Origin of the sequence: Microbispora siamensis, assembly GCF_016863095.1 — a bacterium.
Lineage (GTDB): Bacteria > Actinomycetota > Actinomycetes > Streptosporangiales > Streptosporangiaceae > Microbispora > Microbispora siamensis.
Genome location: NZ_BOOF01000005.1, coordinates 1 through 26,114, shown reverse-complemented (window position 1 = coordinate 26,114; position 26,114 = coordinate 1). Strand labels below are relative to the sequence as shown.

Annotated in this window: 24 protein-coding genes; 13 read left to right on the top strand and 11 right to left on the bottom strand. The window is 72.4% G+C overall.

Annotated features, from left to right (window positions below):
- Positions 1–20: 20 nt before the first annotated feature.
- Positions 21–278: a ubiquitin carboxyl-terminal hydrolase 14 gene (locus tag Msi02_RS06670; RefSeq protein WP_079314090.1), complete on the bottom strand. Its 258-nt coding sequence runs from the start codon at positions 276–278 to the stop codon at positions 21–23.
- 122 nt (positions 279–400) lie between these two features.
- Between Msi02_RS06670 and Msi02_RS06665 the strand changes: the two genes are divergently transcribed.
- Together Msi02_RS06665 and Msi02_RS06660 are read left to right on the top strand one after the other, a co-directional pair.
- Positions 401–1,120, top strand: coding sequence for a ferritin-like domain-containing protein (locus tag Msi02_RS06665; RefSeq protein WP_204047549.1), 720 nt, complete (start codon positions 401–403; stop codon positions 1,118–1,120).
- Positions 1,121–1,208: 88 nt separating this feature from the next.
- Positions 1,209–1,574 carry a DUF8711 family protein gene (locus Msi02_RS06660; protein ID WP_204047548.1) on the top strand — a complete coding sequence of 122 codons (366 nt, stop codon included), beginning with the start codon at positions 1,209–1,211 and terminating at the stop codon, positions 1,572–1,574.
- 36 nt (positions 1,575–1,610) lie between these two features.
- On the opposite strand, the gene Msi02_RS06655 is transcribed toward Msi02_RS06660, so the two are convergent.
- A complete protein-coding gene (locus tag Msi02_RS06655; protein ID WP_204047547.1) occupies positions 1,611–3,011 on the bottom strand; it encodes an MFS transporter in 1,401 nt (466 codons plus the stop codon).
- Between the two features lie 79 nt (positions 3,012–3,090).
- Between Msi02_RS06655 and Msi02_RS06650 the strand changes: the two genes are divergently transcribed.
- The 3 genes from Msi02_RS06650 to Msi02_RS06640 are packed head-to-tail and all read left to right on the top strand — an operon-like array spanning position 3,091 to position 4,687.
- Complete coding sequence (locus Msi02_RS06650) at positions 3,091–3,975, top strand: helix-turn-helix domain-containing protein (RefSeq protein WP_204047546.1); 885 nt, start codon at positions 3,091–3,093, stop codon at positions 3,973–3,975.
- A 29-nt stretch (positions 3,976–4,004) separates the two neighbouring features.
- A complete protein-coding gene (locus Msi02_RS06645) occupies positions 4,005–4,340 on the top strand; it encodes a YidH family protein (RefSeq protein ID WP_204047545.1) in 336 nt (111 codons plus the stop codon).
- A gap of 8 nt (positions 4,341–4,348) precedes the next feature.
- Positions 4,349–4,687, top strand: a complete 339-nt coding sequence (locus Msi02_RS06640) for a DUF202 domain-containing protein (protein WP_204047544.1) — start codon at positions 4,349–4,351, stop codon at positions 4,685–4,687.
- Between the two features lie 65 nt (positions 4,688–4,752).
- Here the strand turns inward: Msi02_RS06640 and Msi02_RS06635 are convergent, their stop codons facing one another.
- Complete coding sequence (locus Msi02_RS06635; RefSeq protein WP_204047543.1) at positions 4,753–5,865, bottom strand: ferritin-like domain-containing protein; 1,113 nt, start codon at positions 5,863–5,865, stop codon at positions 4,753–4,755.
- A gap of 106 nt (positions 5,866–5,971) precedes the next feature.
- Between Msi02_RS06635 and Msi02_RS06630 the strand changes: the two genes are divergently transcribed.
- A complete protein-coding gene (locus Msi02_RS06630; RefSeq protein WP_204047542.1) occupies positions 5,972–6,652 on the top strand; it encodes a TetR/AcrR family transcriptional regulator in 681 nt (226 codons plus the stop codon).
- Between the two features lie 23 nt (positions 6,653–6,675).
- Here the strand turns inward: Msi02_RS06630 and Msi02_RS06625 are convergent, their stop codons facing one another.
- Positions 6,676–7,179: an aggregation-promoting factor C-terminal-like domain-containing protein gene (locus tag Msi02_RS06625; protein WP_204047541.1), complete on the bottom strand. Its 504-nt coding sequence runs from the start codon at positions 7,177–7,179 to the stop codon at positions 6,676–6,678.
- Positions 7,180–7,498: 319 nt separating this feature from the next.
- Here Msi02_RS06625 and Msi02_RS06620 point away from each other — a divergent pair, with 319 nt between their 5' ends.
- Positions 7,499–7,987 carry a glutathione peroxidase gene (locus tag Msi02_RS06620; protein ID WP_204047540.1) on the top strand — a complete coding sequence of 163 codons (489 nt, stop codon included), beginning with the start codon at positions 7,499–7,501 and terminating at the stop codon, positions 7,985–7,987.
- Here the strand turns inward: Msi02_RS06620 and Msi02_RS06615 are convergent.
- On the bottom strand, positions 7,977–8,981 hold the full coding sequence (locus Msi02_RS06615; protein ID WP_204047539.1) for a LacI family DNA-binding transcriptional regulator: 1,005 nt from the start codon (positions 8,979–8,981) through the stop codon (positions 7,977–7,979). The genes Msi02_RS06620 and Msi02_RS06615 overlap by 11 nt on opposite strands.
- A gap of 123 nt (positions 8,982–9,104) precedes the next feature.
- Here Msi02_RS06615 and Msi02_RS06610 point away from each other — a divergent pair, with 123 nt between their 5' ends.
- Complete coding sequence (locus Msi02_RS06610) at positions 9,105–10,325, top strand: ABC transporter ATP-binding protein (protein ID WP_193203297.1); 1,221 nt, start codon at positions 9,105–9,107, stop codon at positions 10,323–10,325.
- Positions 10,326–10,331: 6 nt separating this feature from the next.
- Here Msi02_RS06610 and Msi02_RS06605 read toward each other — a convergent pair whose 3' ends face one another.
- Together Msi02_RS06605 and Msi02_RS06600 are read right to left on the bottom strand one after the other, a co-directional pair.
- Complete coding sequence (locus Msi02_RS06605; RefSeq protein ID WP_204047538.1) at positions 10,332–11,498, bottom strand: MraY family glycosyltransferase; 1,167 nt, start codon at positions 11,496–11,498, stop codon at positions 10,332–10,334.
- Complete coding sequence (locus tag Msi02_RS06600; protein WP_204047537.1) at positions 11,495–12,664, bottom strand: glycosyltransferase; 1,170 nt, start codon at positions 12,662–12,664, stop codon at positions 11,495–11,497. The genes Msi02_RS06605 and Msi02_RS06600 overlap by 4 nt, the downstream gene beginning before the upstream one ends.
- A 167-nt stretch (positions 12,665–12,831) precedes the next feature.
- Between Msi02_RS06600 and Msi02_RS06595 the strand changes: the two genes are divergently transcribed.
- Positions 12,832–14,055, top strand: coding sequence for a nucleotide sugar dehydrogenase (locus tag Msi02_RS06595; RefSeq protein WP_204047536.1), 1,224 nt, complete (start codon positions 12,832–12,834; stop codon positions 14,053–14,055).
- A 1-nt stretch (position 14,056) separates the two neighbouring features.
- Here the strand turns inward: Msi02_RS06595 and Msi02_RS06590 are convergent, their stop codons facing one another.
- On the bottom strand, positions 14,057–14,806 hold the full coding sequence (locus Msi02_RS06590) for an SDR family NAD(P)-dependent oxidoreductase (protein WP_204047535.1): 750 nt from the start codon (positions 14,804–14,806) through the stop codon (positions 14,057–14,059).
- A 52-nt stretch (positions 14,807–14,858) separates the two neighbouring features.
- On the bottom strand, positions 14,859–15,185 hold the full coding sequence (locus Msi02_RS06585) for a carboxymuconolactone decarboxylase family protein (RefSeq protein ID WP_226872807.1): 327 nt from the start codon (positions 15,183–15,185) through the stop codon (positions 14,859–14,861).
- A 376-nt stretch (positions 15,186–15,561) separates the two neighbouring features.
- On the opposite strand from Msi02_RS06585, the gene Msi02_RS06580 reads away from it, so the two are divergent.
- The 4 genes from Msi02_RS06580 to Msi02_RS06565 all read left to right on the top strand — a co-directional run bounded on the left by Msi02_RS06580 (position 15,562) and on the right by Msi02_RS06565 (position 21,069).
- The gene (locus Msi02_RS06580; protein ID WP_204047533.1) at positions 15,562–16,233 is read left to right on the top strand and encodes a hypothetical protein; all 672 of its coding nucleotides are present in this window, start codon (positions 15,562–15,564) and stop codon (positions 16,231–16,233) included.
- A gap of 13 nt (positions 16,234–16,246) precedes the next feature.
- On the top strand, positions 16,247–19,216 hold the full coding sequence (locus Msi02_RS06575) for an AAA family ATPase (RefSeq protein WP_204047532.1): 2,970 nt from the start codon (positions 16,247–16,249) through the stop codon (positions 19,214–19,216).
- Positions 19,217–19,321: 105 nt separating this feature from the next.
- A complete protein-coding gene (locus Msi02_RS06570) occupies positions 19,322–19,816 on the top strand; it encodes a MarR family winged helix-turn-helix transcriptional regulator (RefSeq protein ID WP_239108179.1) in 495 nt (164 codons plus the stop codon).
- 2 nt (positions 19,817–19,818) lie between these two features.
- Positions 19,819–21,069, top strand: coding sequence for an epoxide hydrolase family protein (locus tag Msi02_RS06565; protein ID WP_204047531.1), 1,251 nt, complete (start codon positions 19,819–19,821; stop codon positions 21,067–21,069).
- A gap of 75 nt (positions 21,070–21,144) precedes the next feature.
- On the opposite strand, the gene Msi02_RS06560 is transcribed toward Msi02_RS06565, so the two are convergent.
- Together Msi02_RS06560 and Msi02_RS43850 are read right to left on the bottom strand one after the other, a co-directional pair.
- Positions 21,145–22,650 (bottom strand): aldehyde dehydrogenase family protein, encoded by a 1,506-nt coding sequence (locus Msi02_RS06560; protein ID WP_204047530.1) that lies wholly within the window; start codon positions 22,648–22,650, stop codon positions 21,145–21,147.
- 38 nt (positions 22,651–22,688) lie between these two features.
- Positions 22,689–25,667, bottom strand: a complete 2,979-nt coding sequence (locus tag Msi02_RS43850; RefSeq protein ID WP_275414089.1) for a helix-turn-helix transcriptional regulator — start codon at positions 25,665–25,667, stop codon at positions 22,689–22,691.
- Positions 25,668–26,114: the final 447 nt, after the last annotated feature.

Below are 26,114 nucleotides of genomic sequence, written 5' to 3'. Positions count from 1 at the left end.
GCGGGCTCAGGACCGGCCTGCTAGCCCAGGCGCTGGTCCACGAAGCACCACCGCCAGTCCTCGCCGGGCTCGAACGAGCGGATCACCGGGTGGCCGGTCTCCTTGTAGTGGGCGGTGGCGTGCTTGCCGGGAGAGGAGTCGCAGCAGCCGATGCGGCCGCACTCCAGGCACTTGCGCAGGTGGACCCAGCGCATGCCGAGCTCCAGGCAATCCTGGCAGCCCTCGGGCGTGAGCGGCTCAGGGTCGGCCGTCACGAGCAGGTGTTCGCAGTTCCCCATGTCGCAGATGCTACGGCGCGCGAGCGGGTGCCCGCGGCGCCCGCCCGCGCCCGCGGGCCGTACGCCGAACCTCTACAAACTCCCCCTCGGGATCTGCACACCGCTTCCGTAGCTTCGTGGCCATGACGACGACGGTCGAAGACACGGGCGACTTCACCGCCTGGTTACGCGACTTCGAGGGCGCGGCGCTGCTGCGAAGCACGTGGGGCGACCCCGACTGGAACGCGGGGGCACGGCTGGAGCCCGCCCTCGTACGGAGCCTCCAGCGGTTCCAGGTGGGGGAGGACGGCGACGGCGCCCGCCTCATGGACAAGGTTCGCCGGGCGGGCGACCCCGTGTACGCGGAGGCGGTCCGCCTGTTCGTGGCGGAGGAGCGCGAGCACGCCCGCCTGCTGCGCCGGCTCCTGGAGGCGGCGGGCGCGGCGACGATCTCCGGCCACTGGACCGACACGGCCTTCGTCCGGCTGCGGCGGCTCCTCGGGCTGCGCACGGAGCTGATGGTCCTGATGCTCGCCGAGGTGGTCGCGCTCGGCTACTACCGGGCCGTGCGCGACGGCGTCCGGGACCTGCTCGCCTCGGAGGTCGCGGGTCGGATCCTCGCCGATGAGCTGCGCCACGTGCCCTTCCACTGTGACCGGCTGCGGCGGTCGTTCCGGAGTTCCTCCCGGCTCTCGCGGGCGATCGCCTCGGCCCTGTGGTGGTCGCTGCTGGCGGGCGCGCTGGCCGTGGTCACCCTCGACCACGGCGACGCCCTGCGCGGGGCCGGAGTGTCCAGGACCGCCTTCGCCCGCGAGGTCGTGGGGTATTTCCGCGGGGTCGTCGCCGAGGTCATGACCCGGTGATGACGCGGTGAGGGTGGAGGGCCCCCGAAAGGGCGGCCCCGGCGTCGTCTCCGCGGCGGGCGGGCCGCGGTTGGGTAGGGTGATCGGCATGCGACTCCTCCCGTTCGCCGCCGCCTGCGCGGCCGCCGTCCTGCTCGCCTCCGGTTGCGCGAGCGCGGACAAGGCGCAGACGTGCGCCGAGGCGACGCAGGTGATCAGCCGGACCATCAGCGAGATCGGCAAGGCCGTGGACGACCCGGCCGCCATGCGCAAGAAGATCGAGGACGGCGCCGCCGACCTGGAGGACATGGCGAACAAGGCCGCCGACACCACGCTCAGGGACGCCCTCCAGGGGCTCGCCGACAGTCTCCAGAAGCTCAACGTCGACGACGCCAACGCGGCGGTGGACGCGGCGCAGAAGGTCGCCACCGACGGCGCGAACTACCTGCGCGAGGTCAGCAAGGCCTGCCTCTGATCCGGCCCCCGGCGCCGCTCCGCCCGCCTCGTCCGCTCAGGCGTGGTCCACGAGGGTGGCCTGATCCCTTCCGGCAGGACGGAGCGCCGTCGTGACGGCCATACCGGCCACGGAGACCACGGCCGCGACCAGGAGTGCGGAGCGCAGACCGCCGGCGGTGGCGGCGCGCAGCGCCTCCCCGGTCAGGCCGGTGGTCTCGCGGCCGGCCACGGCCACCAGGACGGCCAGGCCCGCGGCGCTGCCCGCCTGCAGGAGGGTGGAGGACAGGCCGGAGACCACGCCCTGCTCCCGCGGGGCGACGCCGGTCGAGGCGAGGATGAACATCGTGGAGAACCACAGGCCCGCGCCCAGCCCGAACCCGACGACGCCGGCCAGCAGACCGAGGTAGGACCCGTCGGCCGACAGGCGCCACGCCAGCACCGCCGTACCCGTCGCCCCCACGGCGATGCCGAGGATCAGTGTGCCGCGCAGCCCCAGGCGCGGGATGAGCCGTTCGGCGGCCAGGTTGCCCGCCGTGATCGCGAGGGTGGGCCCGAGGAAGGCCAGGCCCGACCGGAGGGCGTCGTAGCCGAGCACGTCCTGGAAGTGCAGCGTGAGGAAGTACGGCACGCACTGCAACGTCAGGCCGTAGACCAGGATGACCCCGGCCCCTGCGGCCGTGTGCCGGTTGGCGAGCAGCCGTGGCGGCAGCAACGGGTCGCGGCCCCGCGCCTCCATCACGAGGAAGACGGCGAGCAGCCCCGCCGCCGCGGCGGCGGACGCCAGGACGCCGGGGGAGGTCCAGCCCCACTGCGGGCCCTGGGCGACGGCGAACACGAGTCCCGTGACGCCCGCGGTGCCGGTGAGGGCCCCCGGCAGGTCGAATCCGCCGGCCCGCCGCCCCCCGTCCGGTGTCAGCACGGCGAGCGCCGCGACGGCGCCCACTCCGGTCAGCGGCACGTTCACGAAGAAGACCGCCTCCCAGCCGAGCGCGCCGGTCAGGATGCCGCCGAGCAGCGCGCCGAGACTCAGCCCGGCGGCGCCGCACACCGCCCACACGGTCATCGCCCGGTTGCGCGCGGGCCCCTCCGCGAACATGGTGACGACCAGGGAGAGGGTCGCGGGCATCAGCACCGCGCCGCCGAGCCCCTGCAGCGCCCTGGCGCAGATCAGCGGTGCGGGGGAGGAGGCCAGCCCGCCGAGCAGCGAGGCGACGCCGTACAGCAGCATGCCGGCGACGAACATGCGCCGCCTGCCCAGCAGGTCGGACAGGCGGCCCCCGAGCAGCAGGAAGCCGCCGAAGGGCACCGCGTAGCCGCTGACCACCCACTGCAGCGCGTACGGGGAGAACCCCGCCTCGCGGGCGATCTGCGGCAGCGCGACGTAGACGATGGTGAAGTCCAGGGCGGTGATCGAGCTGCCCAGGCCGAGAAGTACGAGAGGGATCACGGATCGCATGCAGGCAGCCTGATCGCGGTCCCGAGTCCCAGCCAGCACCGAGTTCTGACTACTCAAAAGTTGCCTAGGCTGGACGATCGTGGATCGAGGGGTCGAGCTGAGCGAGTTCCTCAAGTCCCGCAGAGCGCGGGTGCGGCCGGAGGACGTCGGCCTGCCGTACACGGGCAACGGGACGCGGCGCGTGCGCGGCCTGCGCCGTGAGGAGCTGGCGCTGGCGGCGGGGGTCAGTGTCAGTCACTACACGCGCCTGGAACAGGGCAACAGCAGGAACGTCTCGGCCGAGGTGCTGGACGCGATCGCCGACGTGCTGCGGCTCACCGGGGACGAGCGGGGCTACCTGCACGCGCTGGCCCGTCCGGCGCATCGGTGCGACGACGTCGCGCAGGCCCCGATCAGACCGGGGCTGCAGCGTGTCCTGGACTCGCTGGTGCTCACCCCGGCGCTCGTGCTCGGACGGCACGCCAACGTGGTGGCCTGGAACAGGCCGGCGGCCGCCGTCTTCGCCGACTTCGCCGCGATCCCGGAGGAGCGCAGGACGATCGCCCACCTGATCTTCCTGGACGAGGAGATCAGGCGCATGCACGGGGAGGAGTGGCCGCGGCTCGCCAGGGAGCACGTGGCCCAGCTCCGGGTCCTGGCCGCGCGCTATCCGATGAACCCGCAGATCATGCGGCACGTCGACACCATCTGCGGGCAGAGCCCCGAGTTCCGGAGGCTGTGGCACGAGCACCACGTCGCCGCCGCGACGCACCGCGACTACGTCCTCGACCACCCGGTCGTGGGCGAGCTGCGGCTGTCCGCCGAGCTCGTCGGCCTGCCCGGCGACCCAGAACTGCAGGGGATGGACCTGTTCGCCGCCGAGCCCGGTTCGGAGTCGGAGGACCGGCTGCGGCACCTGGCCGCCACGACCACGCGTGTGGCGTCGTCCTACCTTCCAGCAGAAGTGGCAACCCGGCAAATCTAGGGGAAAAGGGGCAGAAATAGCGTTCTCGTATGGAAGAGAACGAACCCGACCCCCGCTTCGTCCTCGCCAACGAGCGCACGTTCCTCACATGGATCAGCACCTCCCTCGCGCTCAGCGCGGGCGGCATCGCCATCGCGGTCGTGCCCGAGGGCGTCTTCGTGCCGTGGGTGCGCACGCTGCTCGCCGTCGTGCTCGTGCTGCTGTCCGCCGTGGCGGCCGGCTCGGCCTATCCCCGCTGGCGGCACATCGACCGGGCGCTCCGGCAGGACCGCGCGCTCCCGCCGCCCGCCCTGGCCCCGATGTTCGGGTACGGCGTGGCCGCGGTGGCCGTCCTGGCCCTGCTCCTCATCCTCCTGGCGCGGTGAGCCGGCCGGTGAGTGAGAAGCCGGGCGGCGAGCCGAGGCCGGGCCTGCACAGCGAGCGGACCCGGCTGGCCTGGGTCCGCACCGCCGTGACGATGTCGGGCTCGGCCGTCGGGGCGGCGGGGATGATGGTCCGTCACGACCTGCCCGGCCTCGCCGTCCCCTTCGCGGCGGCGGCGCTGGCCGGGGCGGTCCTGCTGCTGCGCACCGGGAGACGGCACCGCGCCCTGGAGCGGACGCTCCGGCACGGGCGCCCGCTCGACCACCGGCCGGACGCCCTCGTCGCCTGGGCCGGCGCGCTGGCCGTCGCCGCCGCGGCGCTGGTCGCGGTCGTCGCGATCACGACGTGAGCCGGGGGCCCCGGTGGCCGTCCCGCGGATCCTCGTGAAGGCCCCGCGCGTGGTGTGAGCCGCGGTCAGTCGCCCGCGGCGGCGATGGTCTCGGCGACCTCCTCCGCCCGTTCCTCCTCCTCGCTGGCGAAGCGCTCCGCGTCGAGCCGCTCGGCGATCTCCTCGTCCTGCCGCATCAGCGCGTCGAGGCTCTGGCCGGCCATCTCGAGCACGCCCATGTCGGCGTACGCCTTCTGGAGGCGGGGGCTCCACAGGCCGATGTCCTTCACGCACGGGACGATCCGGCTGAACAGCAGCGAACGGAACAGCCGCAGGTACTCCGACCGGTCCACGCACTCCATGGCCTCGGCGGACTCCTGCCGCGACAGGCCGACGGTCTCCCAGATCTCCTCGCCGCGCAGCCGGTCGCGCATGAGGTAGCACCCCTCGATCACGAAGTCCTCGCGCTCGCGCAACTCGGCATCGGACAGGTTCCGGTAATAGTCGCGCAGTGCCATCCGGCCGAACGCCACGTGCCTGGCCTCGTCCTGCATCACGTACGCGAGGATCTGCTTGGGCAGCGGCTTGGTGGTGATGTCGCGCATCACCCCGAACGCGGCCAGGGCCAGGCCCTCGATCAGCACCTGCATGCCGAGGTAGGGCATGTCCCACCGCGAGTCGTTCAGCGTGCTGTCGAGCAGCGCCTTGAGGTGCTGGTTGATGGGGTAGGCGAGCCCGACCTTCTCCTGGAGGAACCGCGCGTACGTCTCGGCGTGCCGCGCCTCGTCCATCGTCTGGGTGGCGGCATAGAACTTCGAGTCGAGGTCGGGCACCGACTCGACGATGCGGGCCGAGCAGATCATGGCGCCCTGCTCGCCGTGCAGGAACTGGGAGAACTGCCAGGCGGCGTTGTGCCTGCGCACCTCGTCGCGCTGCCGCCGGTCCATCCGTTCCCACAGCGGGGAGCCATAGATGGCGAGCGTGGTGTCGGGGATGCCGAGCACGTCGTAGGGGTCGACGTCGAGGTCCCAGTCGATCCGCTTGACCGAGTCCCACTGCTTGTCCTTGCCCTTCTGGTAGAGGGCGAGCATGCGGTCCCGGCCGTCGTCGTACTCCCAGGTGAACCGGGCCGCTCCGGTCATCTCCACGTTCCACGTGGCCAGCTCGGCGGGGATGGTGTAGAGCTCGTGGGTCGACACGGGGGACCTCCCTTGACGTACACCGTACGTATCCCTGCGAGCGTGTCACGTACGCTGTACGTACGTCAATGGACGGAGAACGGGCGCGGCGAGAGAGGATTCGGTCATGCTCAACCGGAACCGCATCGTGACCGCCGCCGTGGAGCTCATCGAGAGGGAGGGCGCCGACGCCGTCTCGATGCGCAGGATCGCCGCAGAACTGGGCGTCGGCGTCATGTCGCTGTACAACCACGTGCCCAGCAAGGCCGCGCTGCTCGACGCCGTCGCCGAGGACGTGCTGTCGCGGATCGGCTTCACCGACGACCCGTCCGCCCACTGGACCGAACGGGTGCGCATCCAGGCGCGGGCCTTCCGGCGCATCGCCCATCACTATCCCCGTTCCACGATGGTCGTGGTGAGCAGGCAGCTGAGCTCGACCGCGGGCCTCCTCCCGGTGGAGCGCGCCCTGGCGACCCTGCGCGAGGCGGGCTTCGACGGCCGGGAGGCCGTCCGGATGCTGCGCATGTTCATCGCGTACGTCGTCGGCTCGCTGCTGCGCGAGGTGGGGGTGACCCCCACGTTCGCCCCCGTACGAGCCGACGGGGTGATCGCCGAGGTGGACCCGGCGCTGTTCCCCGTGGTGAGCGAGTTGCGGCCGCATCTGGACTCCTGCGACCACGACGAGGAGTTCGAGTTCGGCCTGGAACTGCTGGTCCAGGCGATGGCCGTACGGGCCGCCGCGCGGGCGGACGCGCGGGCCGAGTGCGAGCCCGGCGAGCGGGCCGGTCGTGGAGGCGCCCGGCAGTAGGCCGCCGGGCGCCTCCGCCCGGGTCAGTACCAGTTGTGGGACCGGAAGTGGCCCCAGGCGCCGCACGGCGAGCCGTAGCGGCCCTTGATGTACCGCAGCCCCCACCTGATCTGGGTCTGCGGGTTGAACCGCCAGTCTTCGGCGACGTAGCCCATCTTCCGCCCGGGCAGCGCCTGCGGGATGCCGTAGGCGCCCGAGCCCTGGTTGTACGCCCGGTGGTCCCAGTTGCTCTCCCTGGTCCACAGGCTGTCCAGGCATTGGAATTGCTCGCCCGACCAGGTGCGGCGGGTGACGAGCCGGAAGGCGTACGCCTTGCTGCGGACCTTCGCCGGCGCCCGGCCGAACCGGGGCGGCTGCGCCGCCGCCCGCGTGGTCCACACTCCGACGTGGGTGACGGGCCGCACGCTGTTCCCGGTCCGCTCCGCGGCGGCCCACTCGTCGGCCCACGCCACTCCGCTGCCGCCACCGGCCACGGTGGCCGCGATGACGGCGGCGACTGTGTTGCGTAGAACGCTGTTGCTGTCCAAATCGGTCCTTGTCGTCGGGTCGCGTGCGGAAGGCGGGCGCGCGTGGCGCCCGCCGTGCGGCCGCGCGCCCATGGCGTGGGCGCCGCCGTCCGCTCGGCCCGTACCGGATCACCAAGAGCTTCCGGCGGGCACCGCGACGGGTCCTCACGCGGATTGAAATACGGCCGCCCGCCTCCCCGGCGGCATCCGCGGCACGCCGCGGACGGTTCTTTGCCGATCCGCCCCCCAACGCCGACCCTTCCCGGGGGCGGGGGTTACCGTACGCGGCGCGGCGCGCCCTGCGGCGAGACCGGACGGGACGCTCGTTTAGGGTGCGGACATGAGCGTTCTCGAGATTCCGGTGACCACGATCGACGGCGAGAGCACGACCCTCGGCGACCTGCTGGGCGGCGGGGCCGCCCTGGTGGTCAACGTGGCGTCCAGGTGCGGGCTGACCCCGCAGTACGAGGGCCTGGTCGCCCTCCAGCGGGCGTACGCCGGCCGGGGGTTCACCGTCGTCGGCGTGCCGTGCAACCAGTTCATGGGCCAGGAGCCCGGCTCCGCGGAGGAGATCAAGGAGTTCTGCTCCACGACCTACGGCGTGGACTTCCCGCTGCTGGAGAAGACCGAGGTCAACGGCCCGGGGCGGCACCCTCTCTACGCCGAGCTGACCGCGGTCCCCGACGCGGAGGGCGAGGCGGGCGACATCCAGTGGAACTTCGAGAAGTTCCTGGTCGCCGCCGACGGCCAGGTGGTGGGCCGGTTCCGCCCCCGCGTCGTCCCCGAGGCCCCGGAGATCACCGAGGCCATCGAGAAGGTCATCTCCTAGGGAGTGAGACCTTGGGCCCGCAGCTCGCCCGTACGACGAGCTTGGTGGGCAGCGTGACGGTCGGAGGGCGCCTGCCCTGCCGCAGCACGAGTTCGGCCGCGCGATAGCCGATGTCCTGGGCCGGCTGGGCGATCACCGTCAGCGGCGGGGAGCACAGCTCGGCCCAGGGCACGTCGTCGAACATGATGAGCGACACGTCCCTGGGGATGCGCACGTCCAGCTCGCGGGCGGCCAGCACGGCCGCCTCGCCGAGCACGTTGCCGCCCGCGATCACCGCGGTGACGTCCGGCCGGTGCTGCAGCAGGCCCGCGGCGGCGGCGTAGGCGGAGTCGCGGCTCGACCGGGCGTGCACGACCAGGTCCCGGTCGGCGGGCAGGCCCAGCGAGGCGATCGCGGCGGTGAACGCGGCCACCCGCTGCGACTGCCCGTGCCGGCCGAGGTAGGCGATCTTCCGGTGGCCCAGCCCGGCCAGGTACTCCACGGCCGTCAGCACCCCCGCCCGGTCGTCGGGCACCACGCTGGGGACGTCGGCACGCACCCGCCGGTCGGCGAACACCACGTTCAGCCCCGCGCGCAGCGCCGGGGCCCACATCTCGCCGTCCCCGGACGGCACCGAGATCAGCCGGTCCATGCTCTGCTCGATGAGCGTGCCGATCAGCTCGGCCTCCCGCTCGGGGTCGTCGCCGGTGACCCCCACCGTGACGGGCTCGCCGTACGAGCGGGCGCACGAGAGCACGCCGTCGGTCAGCCGGGCGTAGAAGCTGTCGGTGATGTCGGGGACCAGCAGGCCGATGCCGCCCGTCCGCTGGCGCCTCAGGTTGCGTCCCAGCGCGCTCGGCCGGTAGTCGAGCCGCGCCGCCGCGGCGAGCACCTTCTCGCGGGTCTCCGCGCTCGCCGAGCCGCCCGACAGGACCCGGGACACCGTGGCCACCCCGACCCCGGCCGCCTCCGCCACTTCCTTGATGGTTATCCGCCGCTGCACTGGACCACTCATGGAAACGATTCCACCATGGTTCCACGGGTTGTGTAACCGAAATCTTGACAATAGGCGGTATTTCACGGGACAGTCTTGAAAACGTATCCACTTCCTCTTGTCTCGGAAGCGCGAAGGACTGGCATGGCTTCTATCGTTCTGAACAACGTCGACAAGATCTATGCGGGTGGGGTGAAGGCCGTGAACGGCCTGAACCTGGAGATCAAGGACGGCGAGTTCATGGTGCTGGTCGGCCCGTCGGGATGTGGCAAGTCCACCGCCCTGCGGATGATCGCCGGCCTGGAGGACATCAGCGGCGGCGAGATCGTCATCGGCGACCGTGTCGTGAACCACCTTCCCCCGAAGGACCGCGACATCGCGATGGTCTTCCAGAACTACGCGCTGTACCCGCACATGACGGTCGAGGAGAACCTCGCCTTCGGTCTCAAGCTGCGCAAGATGTCGAAGCCCGAGATCCAGAAGCGGGTCAACGAGGCCGCCCGCATGCTCGGCCTGGAGCAGTACCTCAAGCGCAAGCCGGCCGCCCTGTCCGGTGGTCAGCGCCAGCGTGTCGCGATGGGCCGCGCCATCGTCCGCGAGCCGCAGGCCTTCCTCATGGACGAGCCGCTGTCCAACCTGGACGCCAAGCTCCGCGTCTCCATGCGCGCCTCGCTCAACCAGCTCCACGAGAACCTCGGCGTCACCACGGTCTACGTCACCCACGACCAGGTCGAGGCCATGACCCTGGGCGACCGCGTCTGCGTCCTGCGCGACGGCGTGCTCCAGCAGGTGGACACCCCGCAGAACCTGTTCGACGACCCGGTCAACCTGTTCGTCGCCGGCTTCATGGGCTCCCCGTCCATGAACTTCAGCTACGCCGAGCTGATCCGCGACAACGGCGGCGCGGCCGTGGCCTTCGCCGGCTACCGTCTCCCCGTCCCCGACTCGACCTTCGCCGAGAAGCCGGGCCTCGACCGCTACATCGGCCGAAAGATCATCCTCGGCATCCGGCCCTCCGACTTCGAGGACGCCGGCTCGGCCAGCGGCAACAGCGCCGGGTGGGTGCGCATCCCCGTCCGCGCCAACGTCACCGAGGAGCTGGGCTCGGAGATCAACGTCCTGTTCACGATCGACGCCCCGCCGGTCGAGCACAAGGACACCGTGGCCGCCGCCCACGACGGCGACGACGAGGAGACGACGCTGCCGCTGACCGGCGACAAGTCGCTGTGGACCGCGCGTGTCAACGCCCGCAGCCACGTCCGTCCCGGCCAGGAGATCGAGCTGGTCGTCGACACGCACAACCTGCACTTCTTCGACGTCGACTCGGGCCTGTCCATCGGCCACGAGGCCAACATCGGCCGCTGACCCCGGTCACCCCCGCCGTACTACGGGCGGCGGGGGATTTCCGGCGGAGCGCGGGTGCGGCACGCGCCCGCGCGGCCGATCGTCGCCGGCCGGCGTCCACAAGGACGTCCACGCCCGCCTCGGGCGCGCCCGGACATCCGCATCGACGAGGTCGTGCCGGAGGCGCGCATCAATCGGGTCGTGCCGGAGGCGCGCATCAATCGGGTCGTGCCGGAGGCGCGCGGAAGTCAGGTCGTGCCGGAGGCGCGCGCGGACAAGGTCGCGCCGGAGACGCGCGTAGACGAGCAGCGCGGCGACGGTCGCGGCGGTGGCGGCGGTGACCGCGGCCGTGGCTCCCGCGGGCATCCAGCCGAGCGCGACCGCGAGCCCGGCCGTCCCGGTGCCGGCCGAGACGACGCACAGGGCGGGCGCCGCCTTCCGCGCCGGCCCCGCCGGCCACCTCGCGCCGCGCCGCGGCCGGTGGACGGCGTACGCCCCGGCGCCCACGATGGCCGCCAGCGCCGGCAGCAGCAGCCCGGACGCGACCACGGCCGAGCCGCGTCCGGCCGTCAGCCCGGCTGCCGTGCAGGTCAGGACGAACCCGGCGAACAGCGAGCCGGACGGCCCGAGCCGCACCCTGCCCCGCGCCCTGCCGTACGGGAGGGCGCCGAGGCACGCCCCGGCCAGGGCGGCGGCGAGCACCGCCAGGAGCGGGTCGCCCAGCACGAGCGCCGTTACGGCGAGGAACGCGCCGGTGACGGCGGCGACCGCGGCCAGCGCGCCGCCGAGCCGGTCGAGCAGCCCATACGCGTTGGTCAGCGCGACGATCCACATCACGCTGACCGGGCCGTCCAGCCAGTCGCCCGTCAGCGTCACCTGCACGCCGCACATCACGACCCCGCCCGCCGCCACCGACTCCACGATGAGCCGCGTGACGAGCGGCAGCGCGCCCACGTCCGCGATCAGTCCGAGCAGCGCCACCGCTGCGGCGGCCAGCAGGACCGCGCTCACCCTCCGGTCCGGCGAGCCCAGGGCCGTCATCGTGCCCGCCGCCGCGGCGCCCGTCGTGGCCGCCGCCAGCGTCACCCCGCCCAGGTAGGGGATCGTACGGCGCACCGGGCGCAGGCCCGCGGTGGCGAGCAGGCAGGCGGCCGCTCCCGCGAGCGCGGGGGCCAGCGCCGGAAGGGGCGTCATCGGCTGCCCACCTCCGACCGCGTCGCGCCGCGCAGCGCCCGGTAGAGGGCCTCGGTGTCGGCCACCAGCCGGTCCACGCAGAACGCCCGCCCGGTCCACGCGCGGGCCGACTCGCCCATCCGCCGGGCCAGGCCGGGGTCCACCAGCAGCCGTACGACGTGGTCGGCCATCTCGTCGGCGTCCGGCTCGGTCAGGAACCCGGTGCGGTGGTCCATGACGACCTCGGGGACGCTGCCGACCCGCGTGGCCACCACCGGCAGGCCCGCCATGCCGGCCTCCACGAGCGCCAGCGGCGTGCCCTCGCTGTCGGAGGTGAGCAGCACCACGTCGGCCGCGGCGTACACGGTCTCGACGTCGCGCCGCCAGCCGAGCAGCCGGAAGGAGTCCCACATCGGCATGACGGCCCGCTCCACCTCCTCCTTCAGCTCGCCGCTGCCGCAGACGAGGAACCGGGCGCCGGGCAGCCGGGCGAGGACCGCCCTGGCGACCTCCGCGAGCCGGTCGGGCCGCTTGGCCTTCTTCAGCCGGCCGACGTAGGCCACGACCGGCGCGTCGAGCGGGACGCCCAGCGCGGCGCGGGCCCGGGCGCGCTCGGGCAGCGGGGCGAGCCCAACGCCGGGCGGGATGACGACGTACTGCTCGGGCCGGCCGATCCCGGCCGCGAGGAGGTCGTCGCGCACCCGGGCGCCGACCGTGACGAGGCGGTCGGTCATCCTCGCCAGCCGGCGCTCGGTGCGGACGTAGACGGCCCGCCGCAGGCGGGAGAGCTGTCCGTCGAGGAGGTGGCCGTGGTAGCTGTGCACCCGGGCCGCCCCGACGCCCGACAGCCGCACCGCGAGGCGGCCGAGCGCGCCCGCCTTGGTGGTCCTTGTGTGCACGATGTGCGGCCTGAACTCGCGCATCGCGTTCGCCAGCCGGAACAGGGCCCGGTAGTCGTCGGCGGGTTTGATCGCGCGGCCGAGGCCCGGCACCCGGTGGACCGGAATCGTCACGTCGCGAAGCTGCAGGTGGTCGCCTTCGCCGCCGTCGACGTACCCGGTGTACAGGCGGTGGTCGAACTCCACCGGGCTGAGCCGCTCGCACAACCCCGTGACCTGGGTGGCGGGACCGCTCACGTTCATCCGGGCGATTATCTCCATGACACGAATCCGGTCGTCCGGTTTCATGCTGGCTCCTCCCTGATCATGTCGGAGAAGCTAGTCCGCGGTCCCACCGCCGACGGGTCGCCCGGACGCCGCCGGAAGAGACTTTTCCCTATCCGTACCCAAGCCTTACAGCCGTCCCGTCCGCCAATCCCGGGGGCGGCGGCGGGGTCGCTCCTACAGTTCGTAGCGTGGCGGAGAAGCTGGTGGTCGTGGGCCAGGGCCCGGCCGGGCTGCCCCTGGCGATGCGGGCCGTGGAGGCCGGGTTCCGCGTCGTCGGCCTCGACGAGGACGAGTGGCGGGTCAAGCGGCTGAACGCGGGGGAGCCGTGTGCCGAGGGCGTCGGAGCGGGCGCGCTGGCCGCCGCGCACGCCTCCGGCCGGTACGCCGCCAGCGCCGACACGGCCGACGCCTCCGGGTTCGACGTCTGCGTGCTCACCTCGCCCGTGCGGATGCGGAACGGCGCGCCCGACCTCGGCCCGCTCGGCTCGGCCGCCGGCCGGATCGCCCCGTTCCTGCGTCCGGGGGCGACCGTGGTGCTGGAGGGCACCGCCTATCCCGGCACCACGGAGGAGTTCGTACGGCCGCTGCTCGAACGGGGATCGGGACTGCGCGCCGGGGACGACTTCCACCTCGGCCACAGCCCGCACCGGGCCGAGCCGGGCAACCCGCGCTGGCGGCTCGGCAACACGCCCAAGGTCGTCTCGGGCGTCGGCCCGGCCTCGCTGCGGGCGGTGACGGACTTCTACGGCAGGCTCGTACGGGAGACCGTCCCGGTCTCCTCGCCCCGGGTGTCGGAGCTGTGCGCGCTGCTGGAGAGCGCCCGCGCGCACGTCGGCGCGGCCCTGGCGAACGAGCTGTCGATCTTCGCCGCGCACCTCGGCGTCGACGCGTGGGAGGCGGTCGAGGCCGCCGCCACCACGCCCTTCCAGCATGCCGCCGTGGCACCCTGCCCCGGGCTCGAGGACTCCTGCCTGCCGCTCGACGTGGCGTACCTGCCGTGGGGGATCCGGCGCGGCGTCGGGCGGGGATTCCGGCTGGTCGAGGCGGCCAACGACGTCAACGCGCACATGCCCGCCCATGTCGTGGACCGGCTCTGCCTCGCGCTCAACCGGAGGTGCCGCTCGATCAGGGGCAGCAGGATCCTGCTGCTCGGACTGTCGCCGGTCGAGGTCGCCAAGACGCTGTGCCGGCTCGGCGCGCGGGTGCGGGCCGCCGACCCCATGGCGGAGGACCTCGTCGTACCGGCCGGGGTCGAGATCGTCGAGCCGGACGCCGCCGAGCTGGCCAGGGCCGACGCGGTCGTCGTGCTCGGCGGGCAGGACTGCTACGACTACGACCTGGTCCAGCGGGCCGGCCGGTTCGTCTTCGACACCCGGGGCCGCTGCCGCGGCCCCAACGTCGAACGGCTGTGACTCAGCGGTAGCGCAGCCGCGCCACGCGGCCGACCAGGTTGAGCGGCAGGAGCCTGACGAGCGCCGCGACCGCCTTGTAGCGGGCCGACGGGACGCTCACCCAGGCCCCGCGGGCCAGGTCGCGCATCGCGTCGGCGGCAACGCGGTCGGCCGACAGCCACGCGAAGGGCGGCAGGCCGGACATGTCGAGCTTGGCCCGGTCGTGGAACTCGGTGCGCACGAACCCCGGGCACAGCGCCATCACCCGCACGCCGTGCCGGTTGACCATGTTGGCGGCCGAGGCGCTGTAGTTCACCACCCACGACTTCGTGGCGCTGTAGGTGCCGCCGGGGAGGAACGCCGCGACCGAGGCCACGTTGATCACCCCGCCCCGCCTCTTGGAGATCATGTACGGCAGGGCCGCCCGGGTCAGCCGCAGCACGGCTTCGCAGTGCAGCCGCAGCATCCGGACCTCGTCCTCCACGGGGGTGTCCAGGAAGCCGCCGTGGTGCCCGAACCCGGCGTTGTTGACCAGCAGGTCGATGCCGGAGCGCAGCCGCTCCTCGGCCGCCGCCATCCCCTCCTCCGTGGCCAGGTCGGCGCACAGCGGCTCGACCGGCACGCCGTACCGCTTGTGCAGGGCTTCGGCGGAGGCGGCGAGCCGCTCCTCGTCGCGGGCCACCAGGACCAGGGAGAATCCGTCGGCGGCCAGGCGGCGCGCGAAGGCGGCGCCGATCCCGGCGGTCGCGCCGGTGATGAGTGCGGTGGGCATGACGGCAGCGTACCCACCGCACGGGTCCACTCGTCCGGCCCCGTGGCGGCGGTCACATCTCGGCGGTTCTGCTGATGAGCTCCTCCACCTTCGCGCTGAGCCGGGCGGCGCGGGGCCACCCGGCGTACAGGGTGAGGAACACGACCGTCTCGCGCAGTTCGGCCGGGGTCAGCTCGCCCGAGCGCAGGGCGGTGTCGAGGTGCAGTTCGAGCATGTCGTCCATGTCCTGGCCGACGAGCAGGCCGAGCAGCAGCAACCGCCGTTCCCTGACCGTGAGGACCTGCCGGGACCACACCTCGGAGAACATGCGCTCCGCCGTCACTCCGAAGAAGCCGTCCGGCCCCTCGCCGGTGCCGTCTTCTTCGTAGACCTGCTTCATGTGCGCCAGCCTTCCCACGGTGATTCCTGACGGCATGCATCAAGTTGTCGTGTTCGAGGCAGTCAGGTGTTACATCATCTGCTCATCCGACAGCCGTCGATCTCACCGCGTGGGTCTTCCCCTGCTTTCGCCGGTCGTCCATTGGGTATCGCCTTCAGGAGGGCCACCGGGGGCGGGTGCCGATGCCGGCCGGACGACGCGAGCAGCCTCCGTATAACAGGAAGAGCCAAGATCCGAGAAAGATTCGGTCTAGTTTTCCGGCCCATCGCAGATTTACCGTTGAGAGGGATAGTTGGAAAACGGGCACTACTACCTCGTAGACCCGCAAAGCGGAGGTTGGGCCCTGGTGGAAAGACCGCGGGTAAGGACCGGGGTGGTGGGAACGGTCGTGGGGGCGGCGGTGGCCGCCTCCTTGCTGTCCGGCTGTGCCGGCCCCGAATACACCTACGTACGCGACGATTCTGGCGACACCTACTTCAAGGTCCCCGCGTCATGGCGGCAGATCGACCAGAAGACCCTCGACAAGGAGATCTTCGGCGACGCCGAGTCGGCCAAAGCCCAGCTCGCGAAGCAGGCGCTGTGGACGGCGGCGTTCGACGCTTATGACGAGCCATCCCTCGTGCACCTGCTTCAGGGTTCGGCCGGCGCCGAGGACAAGCCGTTCGTGTTCGCGAAGGTGCAGAAGCTCAGCGAGGACGACCAGAACGCGGTGTCGCTCGACGCCCTGCGCCTGTCCCCGCCGATTCCGGTGCCCGTGACGGAGGAGCAGCGGCAGGCGATCGAGGCGAGCGGCTTTTCGGGCTTCGAGTTGCTGTCCGACGAGGTGCTGCCCATCGAGGACGGCGTCCGGGGCGTCCACAGCGTCTACAACTACCGGGTGGGAAGCGGGCCGGTGCAGACGTTCGACAAGACCGCCTACCTGTCTGCCGACGGGACGACGGTCTCCACTCTTCTGATCCGCTGCACGCCCGCGTGCTACAAGAAGCGCGCCGCGGAGATCGCCACCGTCGTCAAGTCCTTCAAGGTCAAGCACCTCATCAACCCGTGAAGGAGCCCCTCATATGAGCACGGCCCTCCCACCGAAGCACCACGAGGGGCTTCGCGAGCCGGGGTCGGGTCCGGTGGACCGCGACCCCGTCACCAGGAAACGTCTGCCGCTGTGGGACCGCACCAAGTTCCTGATCCTGCTCGCCGTCGCGTTCGGCGTGCTGTTCTGGAACGAGATCGCGACGTTCCCGGGGATCATCTCGCTGCACGACGCCGCGGCCCGTACGGTGATGAACGCCTCCTGGGTGCTGTGGCTCGCGGGCATCGAGGTGGTCCGGCAGATCCACTTCCTCATCAGCGAGCGCTCGGCCGGCTACCACCGGTTCTGGACGAAGAAGGTCTTCGGCGGCTGGAACCGCTGGACGCACCGCAGGTTCAACGACTGGAACCGCTACCGCATCGCCCGCGCGATCAAGTGGGTCGTCTGGATCGCGGTCATCGCGCTGGTGCTGGGCAAGGTGCAGCAGGTCTCGCCGCTCGAGGCGCTGTACAGCGTGCCGGCCACCGTGTGGGGCTTCCTCCCCATGGTCCTGCAGCTCGTGCTGATCATGGTGGTCGCCGTCGGGCAGTTCGTGGCGATCTTCTGGTTCCTGTCGCGGGGCGGCGTCGACGTCTACTACCCCGACGACATCAAGACGCGCTTCTCGGATGTCTGGGGCCAGGACCACGTCGTCGAGCGGGTCAAGGAGAACATCGTCTTCCTGGAGAAGCCGGACGAGATCGAGGCCAGGGGCGGTTACGTGCCCAGCGGCATCCTGCTGTGGGGCCCTCCCGGCACCGGCAAGACGCTGATGGCCGAGGCCGTCGCCGGCTCCACCGGCAAGCCGTACGTGTTCGTCGACCCGGGTGCGTTCATCAACATGTTCTTCGGCGTCGGCGTCCTGAAGGTCAAGTCGCTGTTCCGCAAGCTGCGCAAGCTGGCCCTGCGGTACGGCGGCGTCATCGTGTTCTTCGACGAGGCCGACTCGCTCGGCAACCGCGGCGCCCTCGCGCAGGGCGGGCCCGGCGGCTGGGGCAGGTCGGTGCCTGCGCCGTTCGAGGACTCCGGCTGCAACGGCTTCGCCTACCTCGACCCGCACACGCGTACCGTGCTCGGCCGTCACGCCGCCGGCCCGGCCGCCGAGGCCGCGCCTCCGCGGATGCCGCGCACCGGCGCCTTCGTCAACCGCATCGTGTACGGCGCGGGCATGGGCGGCGGCGGTGGCGGCATGGGCACGCTGGAGGCGCTGCTCACCGAGATCTCCGGACTGAAGAAGCCGCGCGGCTTCGTCAACCGCTACGTGCGCAGGCTGCTCGGCATGCGGCCCAAGCCGCCGCCGAAGTACCGCATCCTCATCATGATGGCCACCAACCTGCCCGAGGCCCTGGACGAGGCGCTGCTGCGGCCCGGCCGCATCGACCGCATCTACAAGGTCGGCTACCCCTCCAAGGCGGGCCGGATCCGCACGTACAAGGGCTACTTCGACAAGGTCAGCCACCAGCTCACCGACGAGCAGATCGACAAGCTCGCCACGATCACGCCGTACGCCACCGGCGCGACGATCAAGGACCTGGTCAACGAGTCGCTGATCACCGCGATCCGGGACGGCCGGGAGACCATCACCTGGTCGGACGTCATGCGGGCCAAGCGGCTCAAGCAGCTCGGGCCGCCGGAGGACGTCGAGTACATCGAGCGTGAGCGGCACGCGGTCGCGGTGCACGAGGCGTGCCACGCGGTCGCCGCCTACCGCACCCGCCACCACCTGGAGATCGACCTGGCGACGATCGAGAAGGGCGCCGACTACCTCGGCATGGTGGCCAGCATCAAGCCGGAGGACCAGTTCACCCGGTGGAAGTCGGAGTACGAGGCCGACATCATGGTGTCCCTCGCCTCGCTGGCGGGGGAGCGGATGTTCTTCGGCGAGGACAACTCCTCCGGCGTCTCCGGCGACCTGCAGAGCGCGACCGCGATCACCGGACTGATGGAGGCCCACTGGGGGATGGGCATCGGGGTGGCCTCGCTGCCCGCCCTGCAGGAGCTCGGCCTGCGCGAGGGCAAGGCGGCCCAGCCGCAGCCCGGGGGCGGCGGCATCGGCTTCACCGGCACTCCAGCGGGCCGGCGCGACGAGATGGTGCCCGACATGCTCCCCGAGCGGATCGAGTTCAATCTCAGCCGGCTGCTGGAGAAGACGGCCGAGCTGCTGCGCGAGAACCGCCGCGAGGTGCTGTCGGTCGCGCACGCGCTGGAACAGCACAAGACGCTCAACGGCGACGACGTGGTCGCGGTCATCGAGGGCAGGATGGGCCCGCTGATCGACGGCACCGTCTACACCTCCGACGAGTTCTACGAGGAGATCGAGGCCTACCACACGGCCGCGGTGGCGGCCCACAAGGCGCACAGCGAGGTCCCGGTCGAGCTTCCGCTGCCCCGGGCGCGGGTGATCGAGGCGTCGGTCGTGGCGGCGTCCTCGGGCGGTGGCGCGCCGGTGCTGGTCGCCCCGCCGCCGAACGGCCTGGCCGGCGGGAACGGGCACGCCCCGGTGGCGCAGCCGGGGGTGACGCAGCCGGACTTCGTGCCGTGGAACGGCACACAGCCACCGCTCTCCCCGGCCCCGCTGCCCGGGATGTCGCCCGCCGCGCCGCCTCGCACGTCGTACGGCGCGCTGTGGGCGGTCGTCGGCGTCGTCGTGGCGGTGGTGCTGCTCACGCTGCTGGGGGTGTTGCTGTTCGCCTCGCCGCGGGGGGTGGCCGGCGCCGGGGGCGCCGCCGCGGTCGGGGGCGTGCCCGCCGGCACGGCCGTCCTGCTCGCCGTCGCGCTGGTCGCGGTGATCGGCGGCATCGCGGTCGCGGTCCTGCTGGTCCGCTCCCACCAGGCGGGGCGGCGGCGGGCCGAGGAGGCCAGAGACCGGGCGGCCGAACGAGCGCAGTTGCTCGCGGCGGCCATGGACCCCGAGGTCGCGATGCGGCTGCTCGGCTACGACGGCAGGCGAGGCCCGGAGGCCTGAGACACCTGTGATCCGATCCCCGGTGGGCCGTGCCCGCCGGGGATCGGCGTTTCCAGGGATCATTCGCTTCAGTAACTTAATTAAGTTTCTGATACAGTTTCCCGCGTGCCCGAGAACGCCGCGCTGAGCATCGCCCGCCTGACCCGCGTGCTCGAAGACTTCACCCGGATGCACATCCGGTTGCCCGCGGAGCGGCGGCTGAGCTTCACGACCCTGTCCGTGCTGCACACGCTGGCGGGCGACGGCCCCAAGCGGCTCACCGAACTCGCCGGCAGCGAACAGGTCACCCAGTCGGCGATCACCCAGATGGTGACCAAGCTGGAGCGCGAGGGCCTGGTGGAGCGCCACCCGGATCCGTCGGACGGCCGGGCGGTCCTCGTCCACGTCACGGCCGCGGGCGCCGCGATCGTGGACGGACGGCGCGCCGAGCGCATGGCCCGGCTCTCCGAGCTCGCCGACCTGCTCACCGAGGCGGAGCGGGCGGCCATCGCCGCGGCGCTGCCCGCGCTGGCCCGCATGGTCGACCTGCACAGCGTCCCCGGTACCGCCCCCGGCACGGACCCCGGCGCGGACACGCCGCGCGACAGTGCGAGGAGATGACGATGAGCCCCACGACCACCCCGTCCGCCGCGACCCGGCCGTTCCCCCTGGAGCCCGCGCCGATCCACGTGCCGGACGACGTGCTCGCCGACCTGCGGCGGCGCCTGGAGCTGACCCGCCTGCCCGACGACGCGGGCAACGACGACTGGCGCTACGGCGTGAGCGCCGCCTACCTGCGGGAGCTCGTCGACTACTGGCGCGACGGGTACGACTGGCGGGCGGCCGAGGCCGCCATCAACGCCTACGAGCACTACCGGGTCGAGGTCGAGGGTGTCCCGGTCCACTTCATGCGCAGGCCCGGCGCCGGTCCCGACCCCACGCCGCTGATCCTCACCCACGGCTGGCCCTGGACGTTCTGGCACTGGTCCAAGGTCGTCGATCCGCTGGCCGACCCCGGCGCGTACGGTGGCGACCCGGCCGAGGCGTTCGACGTGATCGTGCCCTCGTTCCCCGGCTTCGGGTTCTCCACCCCGCTGCCGAACCGCCCGGACATGAACTTCTGGAAGGTCGCCGACCTCTGGCACACGCTGATGACCCGGATCCTCGGCTACGAGAGGTACGGCGCGGCGGGGTGCGACGTCGGAGCCCTGGTGACCGGACAGCTCGGCCACAAGTACGCCGGTGAGCTGCACGCCATTCACATCGGGTCGGGCCAGAAGCTCACGTTTTTCAACGGCGACCGGGCCTGGGACTTCAGCGGAGGCAGGCCCATCCCCGACGGCCTGCCCGCCGACGTCCACGCCCAGGTCGTCGCGCTGGACAGGCGGTTCGCCGTCCACCTCGCCGCGCACATGCTCGCCCCGAGCACCCTCGCCCACGGACTGTCCGACTCACCCGCCGGAATGCTCGCCTGGATGCTGGAGCGCTGGACGAACTGGAGCGACAACGGCGGCGACGTCGAAACCGTCTTCACCAAGGACGACCTGCTCACCCACGCCATGATCTTCTGGGTGACCAACTCGATCGGCACCTCGATCAGGACCTACGCCAACAACAACCGCTATCCGTGGACTCCGTCCCACGACCGGCAGCCGGCCGTCGAGGCCCCCACCGGCCTCACGTTCGTCGCTCACGAAAACCCGCCCGGCGTGAGCACGGACCAGCGTGTGCGGCATTACCTCGACGGCGACCGGGCCGGCTGGTACAACCTCGTCAACCTCAACGCCCACGACCGCGGCGGCCACTTCATCCCCTGGGAGATCCCGGGCGAATGGGTGGACGACCTGCGGCGCACCTTCCGGGGCCGGCGCTGACCGGGAGCACCTGCCGGGCGTCGTGCCCGCGCGTGTCAGGACCGCGGGTCGCCGGGCGGCACGCGGTCCTCCGGGTCAGATCCGGAAGCCCAGATCGGGCGTGATCTCCGCCACGTCCATCTGGGCCTTCTGCAGGCGGCCCGAGTAGTCCCAGTTCATCGCCTGCCAGCGGGTGAACTGGTCGAGCACCCACATGCCGCTCTGCCTGCTGCCGTTGCCCGACTTGCCGTTCCCGCCGAACGGCAGGTGGGCCTCCGCGCCTGAGGTGGAGTTGTTGACGCTGACCATGCCGGCCGAGACGCCCTCGCGGAACCGGAACACCGCCTTCGGGTCGGTGGTGTAGATGGACGACGACAGGCCGTACCCCGGCCGGTTGGCCAGGTCGATCGCCTCGTCGAGGGTGGAGAACGTCGTCACGCCCACGATCGGGCCGAACGTCTCCTCCAGGAACAGCCGGTCGTCGGGACGGACGCCGTCCACCACCACGGGGTGGTAGTAGAGGCCCTCGCCCTCCATCCGGCCGACCGGGCCCGGCAGCACGGTGTGGTGCGGCTGGATCCAGCCCAGGTACTCCTCGTATCGCTCGGCGAACTTGTGGTCGAGCAGCGGGCCGTACAGCACGTCGCCGTTCGGGTCGCCGATCTTCGCGTCGCGCACGGCGGCGGTGAACCGGCGCAGGAACTCGTCGTGGACGTCCTCGTGGACGATGACCGTGCCGAGGGACGTGCACCGTTGCCCGGCGGTGCCGAAGCCCGAGAACAGGGCGCCCTCGGCGGCGAGGTCGAGGTCGGCGTCCGGCATGACGACCATCGGATTCTTGCCGCCGAGTTCCAGGCAGGGCGACTGCAGGTGCCGCCCGCACAGCTCGCCGACGGCCCGGCCGACCGCGCTCGACCCGGTGAAGCCGACCTTCTGCACGGTGCCCTCGCCGAGCGCGCGGTCGAGACCCTCGTACGTCTGGCCGCCGTCGGCGAAGACGATGTTGAGCACGCCGTCGGGCAGCCCGGCCGCCGCGAACAGCCGGTAGAGCGCGTGCGCGGAGGCCGCGGCGTACTCCGCGGGTTTCCACACCACCGCGTTGCCGCACAGCAGCGCCGGAACCAGATACCACGAGGGCACGGCCACCGGGAAGTTGCCCGCCGTCACGACCGCCGCCACGCCGACCGGGACGCGGAAGGTGAACAGGCTCTTGTCGGGCATCTCCGACGGCACGGTCTGCCCGTAGAGGCGGCGGCCCTCGCCCAGGAAGAAGTCGCAGGTGTCCACGATCTCGCGGACCTCGCCCAGCGCCTCGGCGTACGGCTTGCCGATCTCCTCGGTGACCAGCCGGGCCAGCGCCTCGGTGTTGGCCTCGACCAGGCGGCCGACCGAGGCGATCACCCGTCCCCGCACCGGCGCGGGGACGCGCGCCCACTCCCGCTGGGCGGCCGCTGCGGCACGGCAGGCGCCGGCGAAGTCGTCCGCGCCGGCGAGCAGGACGGTCGCCACGGTCTCCGCGGGCCGCGCCGGGTTGACCGACTCGTACGGCGTGCCAGAGGAGAGCTTCTCACCCGCGACGACGGAAACGATCTGCCGAGCCACCGCTGACCTCCGGAATTGTTGCTGGTGCCGAGCCTCGATTACACAGTATTTCCGTCCGCGGCGCTCGGCGACAGCCCCTCCTGGAGGGCGACCGCGGCGGCCTGCGTGCGACTGGTCACGCCGAGCTTGGCCAGGATGTTCGAGACGTGCACGCTCACCGTCTTCTGCGAGATGAACAGCCGCTCGCCGATCTCCCGGTTGGCCAGGCCGCCCGCGACATGGGCCAGCACCTCCCGCTCGCGCGCGGTGAGCACGGCCAGCCGCTCCGATTCCCGCGCGGCCCCCGACGGCTCACGGGCGGCCGTCTCCCGCGCGCCGCCGTCGCGGGTGGCGGGGGAGACCGTGGAGGTGGTCGTAGGGGTGGTCGCCGTCGGATCGGGGAACCCGGCCCGCGCCCCGACCGCCCTGAGCGTCTCCAGGAAGGGCCGGGCTTCCAGCTCGGCGGCGACGCGCACCGCGCGCTCCCACTCGGCGCGGGCCGCCGCGCGATCGCCCGCCCGCAGCAGGCTCTCGGCCAGGCGCCACCGCGACCGCGCCTCCTCGTAGACGAAACCGAAGCCGAAGGCCTCGGTGGCGCGCCGCCAGACCTCCGGGCCGGCCGTGCCGTGGGCGCGGTGCCATTCGGCCTCCGCACGGGCCAGCCAGGCGAGCCCTTCCGGACCCAGCCGGGCGCGCGGGCCGTTCGGCCCGTTCTCCGCCGCCCACCGCGCCCGCCGCAGCAGGTCGTCGCAGGGCTCGCCGGTCCTGCCGAGATCGGCCAGCGCCCACAGACCGGTGGCCGCGATGCGGATCACACTGGGATCGAACGGCTCGAGCGCCGCGACGATCGCATCGACGTGGTCGAGCGCGGTGTGCGGGTCGCCGCGCCACAGCGCCTGCTCGGCCGCCATGCCGCGTGCCATGTAAGCGACCAGCACGTCGGGCCAGAAGCGGGACAGCCACCGCAGTCTCTCGTCGGCGCCCGCACGTCCCCGGCCCACCTCGACGAAGAGGGCGAACGACGACAGCTGGGCCTCGGCCCGGGTGCCGACCCGGACGCCGAACCCTCCCGCCAGCCGTTCCGCGGTGTCCCAGTCGCCGTCCGCGTAGTGCACCAGGTAGTGCAGGAAGCGCAGGTCGGTGCCGAACGTGCTCCAGGTGAGCCCGGTCTCCCCGGCCAGCCGTACGCCGTCCTCGGTGATGCGGGCGGCCACGGCGAGGGCGCCGTTCTCGTAATGGATGCGGGCGAGGTTGAAGCGCGCCCGCAGGTCGATGGACAGGTCGCCCGAGGGGCGGCGGGTGGCGCGAGTGAGCAGGTCGACGGCCTGCTCGAGGCTGCTCCCGAACTCCTCCTCGATCAGGGCGAGCGAGACGAGGGCGCTGGCCTCGGCGTCGCGGGCGCCGGTCGCCTGAGCCACCTCCAGCGCCCTGGACGCGGTCGCCGCCCCCTCCTCGAAGCGGTACTGCCGGGACAGGGCGCGGGCGTAGGTGGCCAGGGCCCGGGCCAGCAGCGGGCTGTGCGGCGCGAGGTCCACCGCCTCCCGGGCGGCCTCGATCGCCTCGGCCTCGTCGCCGCCCGCGTCCGCCAGATAGTACGAGAGCCGCTCGCCGGTCTCGGCGACGAGGACAGGGTCGCTCGCCTCGCGGCGCAGCCGCCGCACCTGCTCCGCCGCCCGGTGGTAGTCGCCGCCCGCGGCCGCCGCCGCGGCGCTGGCCAGCGCGATCCTCGCCCGGCTCTCCCCGGCGAGCCGTTCGGCCTCCGGCACCTGGTCCCAGACCTCCAGCGCCCGCTCGAAGTGCCGGTGCGCCTCCGCCGGCGCGCCGAGCCCGGCGGCCAGCCGTCCGGCCTCCACCGACGCGCGCAGCGCGCCCGGCAGGTCGTGCCCGGCGAGGTGGTGATGGGCCAGTTCGGCGGGGGCCCCGCCGCGTTCGGCGAGCAGCGCGGCGAACGCGATGTGCAGACGGGTCCGCTCGCCCGGCAGCAGGTCGTCGTAGACGGCCTCCTGGAGGAGCGCGTGCCGGAACGTGTAGCCGTCGCTGCCCGCCGTGAGCAGCCGCCGGGAGACGATCTCGCGCAGCGCGTCCTCCAGCGGCAGGTCGCCGAGCCCGGTCGCGTCGCGCAGCAGGTCATGGCCGACCCGGCGGCCGGCCACCGCGGCGACCCGCAGCACCTGGCGGGCGGTGTCCGACAGGGTCTCCACCCGGGCGAGCAGCAGGTCGGCCAGCGTTCCCGGCAGCCGCGCCCGTTCCGCGCCGGCCGCCAGGAGTTCCTCGGCGAAGAACGGGTTGCCCCCGGCACGCTCGATCACGGTCGTCAGGCCGCGTCCCGCCACCGGTCCCGCGGGGCCCTCGCCGTACCGGTCGAGGGTGGCGAGATACTCCGCCATGTCGTCGTCGCCGAGCGGCGGCAGTTCGACGGAGGTGACCAGCGGCAGCCGCCGCAGCTCGGCCAGGACCGGGCGCAGTGGGTGGCGGCGGTGCAGGTCGTCGGTCCGGTAGGTGCCGACGAGGCAGACCCGCTCGCGCTGCAGCATGCGGGTGAGGAAGACCAGCAGGTCGCGGGTCGAGCGGTCGGCCCAGTGCAGGTCCTCGAACACGAACAGGACCGGCTGCCGCCCGGCCACCTCCGACAGCATGTCGAGCACCGACCCGAACAGGCGCTGCTGGGCGAGGCCTCCGGTGGTCTCCTCCGCCGGGCCCGCCTCGTCGCCGGGCAGCAGCCGCCGCAGCGCGGGACGGGCCATGACGGCTGGGCCGACCGGACCGCCGGCATCGGCGGCGCCGCGCAGGGCGTCCGCGAGCGGCAGGTAGGGCAGGGCGTCGCCGAGCTCGGCGCACTGGCCGGTGAGTGTCACGAACCCCCGCCGCTGCGCGAGGTCGCACAGCTCGGTGACGATCCGCGTCTTGCCGATCCCCGCGTCGCCGCCCACCAGGGCGACCCCCGCGAGCCCGGCCGCGGCGGCGTCGAGCACGCCCACAAGCCGATCGAGCTCGGCGGAACGCCCGATCAGCACTCTTTGCGGCGTACGCGCAACCACGCAGGCGAGTATGTCACGCGGCCCCGACAGAACCGGTCCCGTGCCTCCGCCCGCCCCGCATCGCATGCCGCCGCATCTGGCCCGGAAGTGTAATCCGAAAGGCTTCTGAACTTTTCAGCGTCCGCAGAACCGACCGCCGGGCGGTTCGATCGCAGCCCTATACCTATCCAGCAGGCCGAATGCTTTCCCTCGTGCAATGCCGAGCGGAGAGTAATTTTCCGCGACATTTCGGGTGACGTTGACGGCTCACTCCGGCGGTCCGATACTTTCGCCAGCTTGCCGATAATTTCGGCATCGCGGCGCCGGTGCGGTGGCGTCACGTTGGCCGCCCCCACCCCGCGGTGCCTGGCCCGCGTCAGCTCTCGAAGGAGGAAGTGCGCATGATGGACGCCCCCGCTCATTGGAAAGGCCGCAGACGCGGCCGCGTCAGGCTGCTCGTCGTCCGGG

Coding starts and splice junctions, on each gene's coding strand:
- Msi02_RS06615 (WP_204047539.1), bottom strand. CDS start 8,981: ATGAGTGGTCCAGTGCAGCGGCGGATAACCATCAAGGAAGTGGCGGAG.
- Msi02_RS06630 (WP_204047542.1), top strand. CDS start 5,972: ATGCTCAACCGGAACCGCATCGTGACCGCCGCCGTGGAGCTCATCGAG.
- Msi02_RS06585 (WP_226872807.1), bottom strand. CDS start 15,185: ATGAAGCAGGTCTACGAAGAAGACGGCACCGGCGAGGGGCCGGACGGC.
- Msi02_RS06605 (WP_204047538.1), bottom strand. CDS start 11,498: ATGACGCCCCTTCCGGCGCTGGCCCCCGCGCTCGCGGGAGCGGCCGCC.
- Msi02_RS06600 (WP_204047537.1), bottom strand. CDS start 12,664: ATGAAACCGGACGACCGGATTCGTGTCATGGAGATAATCGCCCGGATG.
- Msi02_RS06670 (WP_079314090.1), bottom strand. CDS start 278: ATGGGGAACTGCGAACACCTGCTCGTGACGGCCGACCCTGAGCCGCTC.
- Msi02_RS06565 (WP_204047531.1), top strand. CDS start 19,819: ATGAGCCCCACGACCACCCCGTCCGCCGCGACCCGGCCGTTCCCCCTG.
- Msi02_RS06645 (WP_204047545.1), top strand. CDS start 4,005: ATGGAAGAGAACGAACCCGACCCCCGCTTCGTCCTCGCCAACGAGCGC.
- Msi02_RS06655 (WP_204047547.1), bottom strand. CDS start 3,011: ATGCGATCCGTGATCCCTCTCGTACTTCTCGGCCTGGGCAGCTCGATC.
- Msi02_RS06665 (WP_204047549.1), top strand. CDS start 401: ATGACGACGACGGTCGAAGACACGGGCGACTTCACCGCCTGGTTACGC.
- Msi02_RS06660 (WP_204047548.1), top strand. CDS start 1,209: ATGCGACTCCTCCCGTTCGCCGCCGCCTGCGCGGCCGCCGTCCTGCTC.
- Msi02_RS06620 (WP_204047540.1), top strand. CDS start 7,499: ATGAGCGTTCTCGAGATTCCGGTGACCACGATCGACGGCGAGAGCACG.
- Msi02_RS06575 (WP_204047532.1), top strand. CDS start 16,247: ATGAGCACGGCCCTCCCACCGAAGCACCACGAGGGGCTTCGCGAGCCG.
- Msi02_RS06610 (WP_193203297.1), top strand. CDS start 9,105: ATGGCTTCTATCGTTCTGAACAACGTCGACAAGATCTATGCGGGTGGG.
- Msi02_RS06590 (WP_204047535.1), bottom strand. CDS start 14,806: ATGCCCACCGCACTCATCACCGGCGCGACCGCCGGGATCGGCGCCGCC.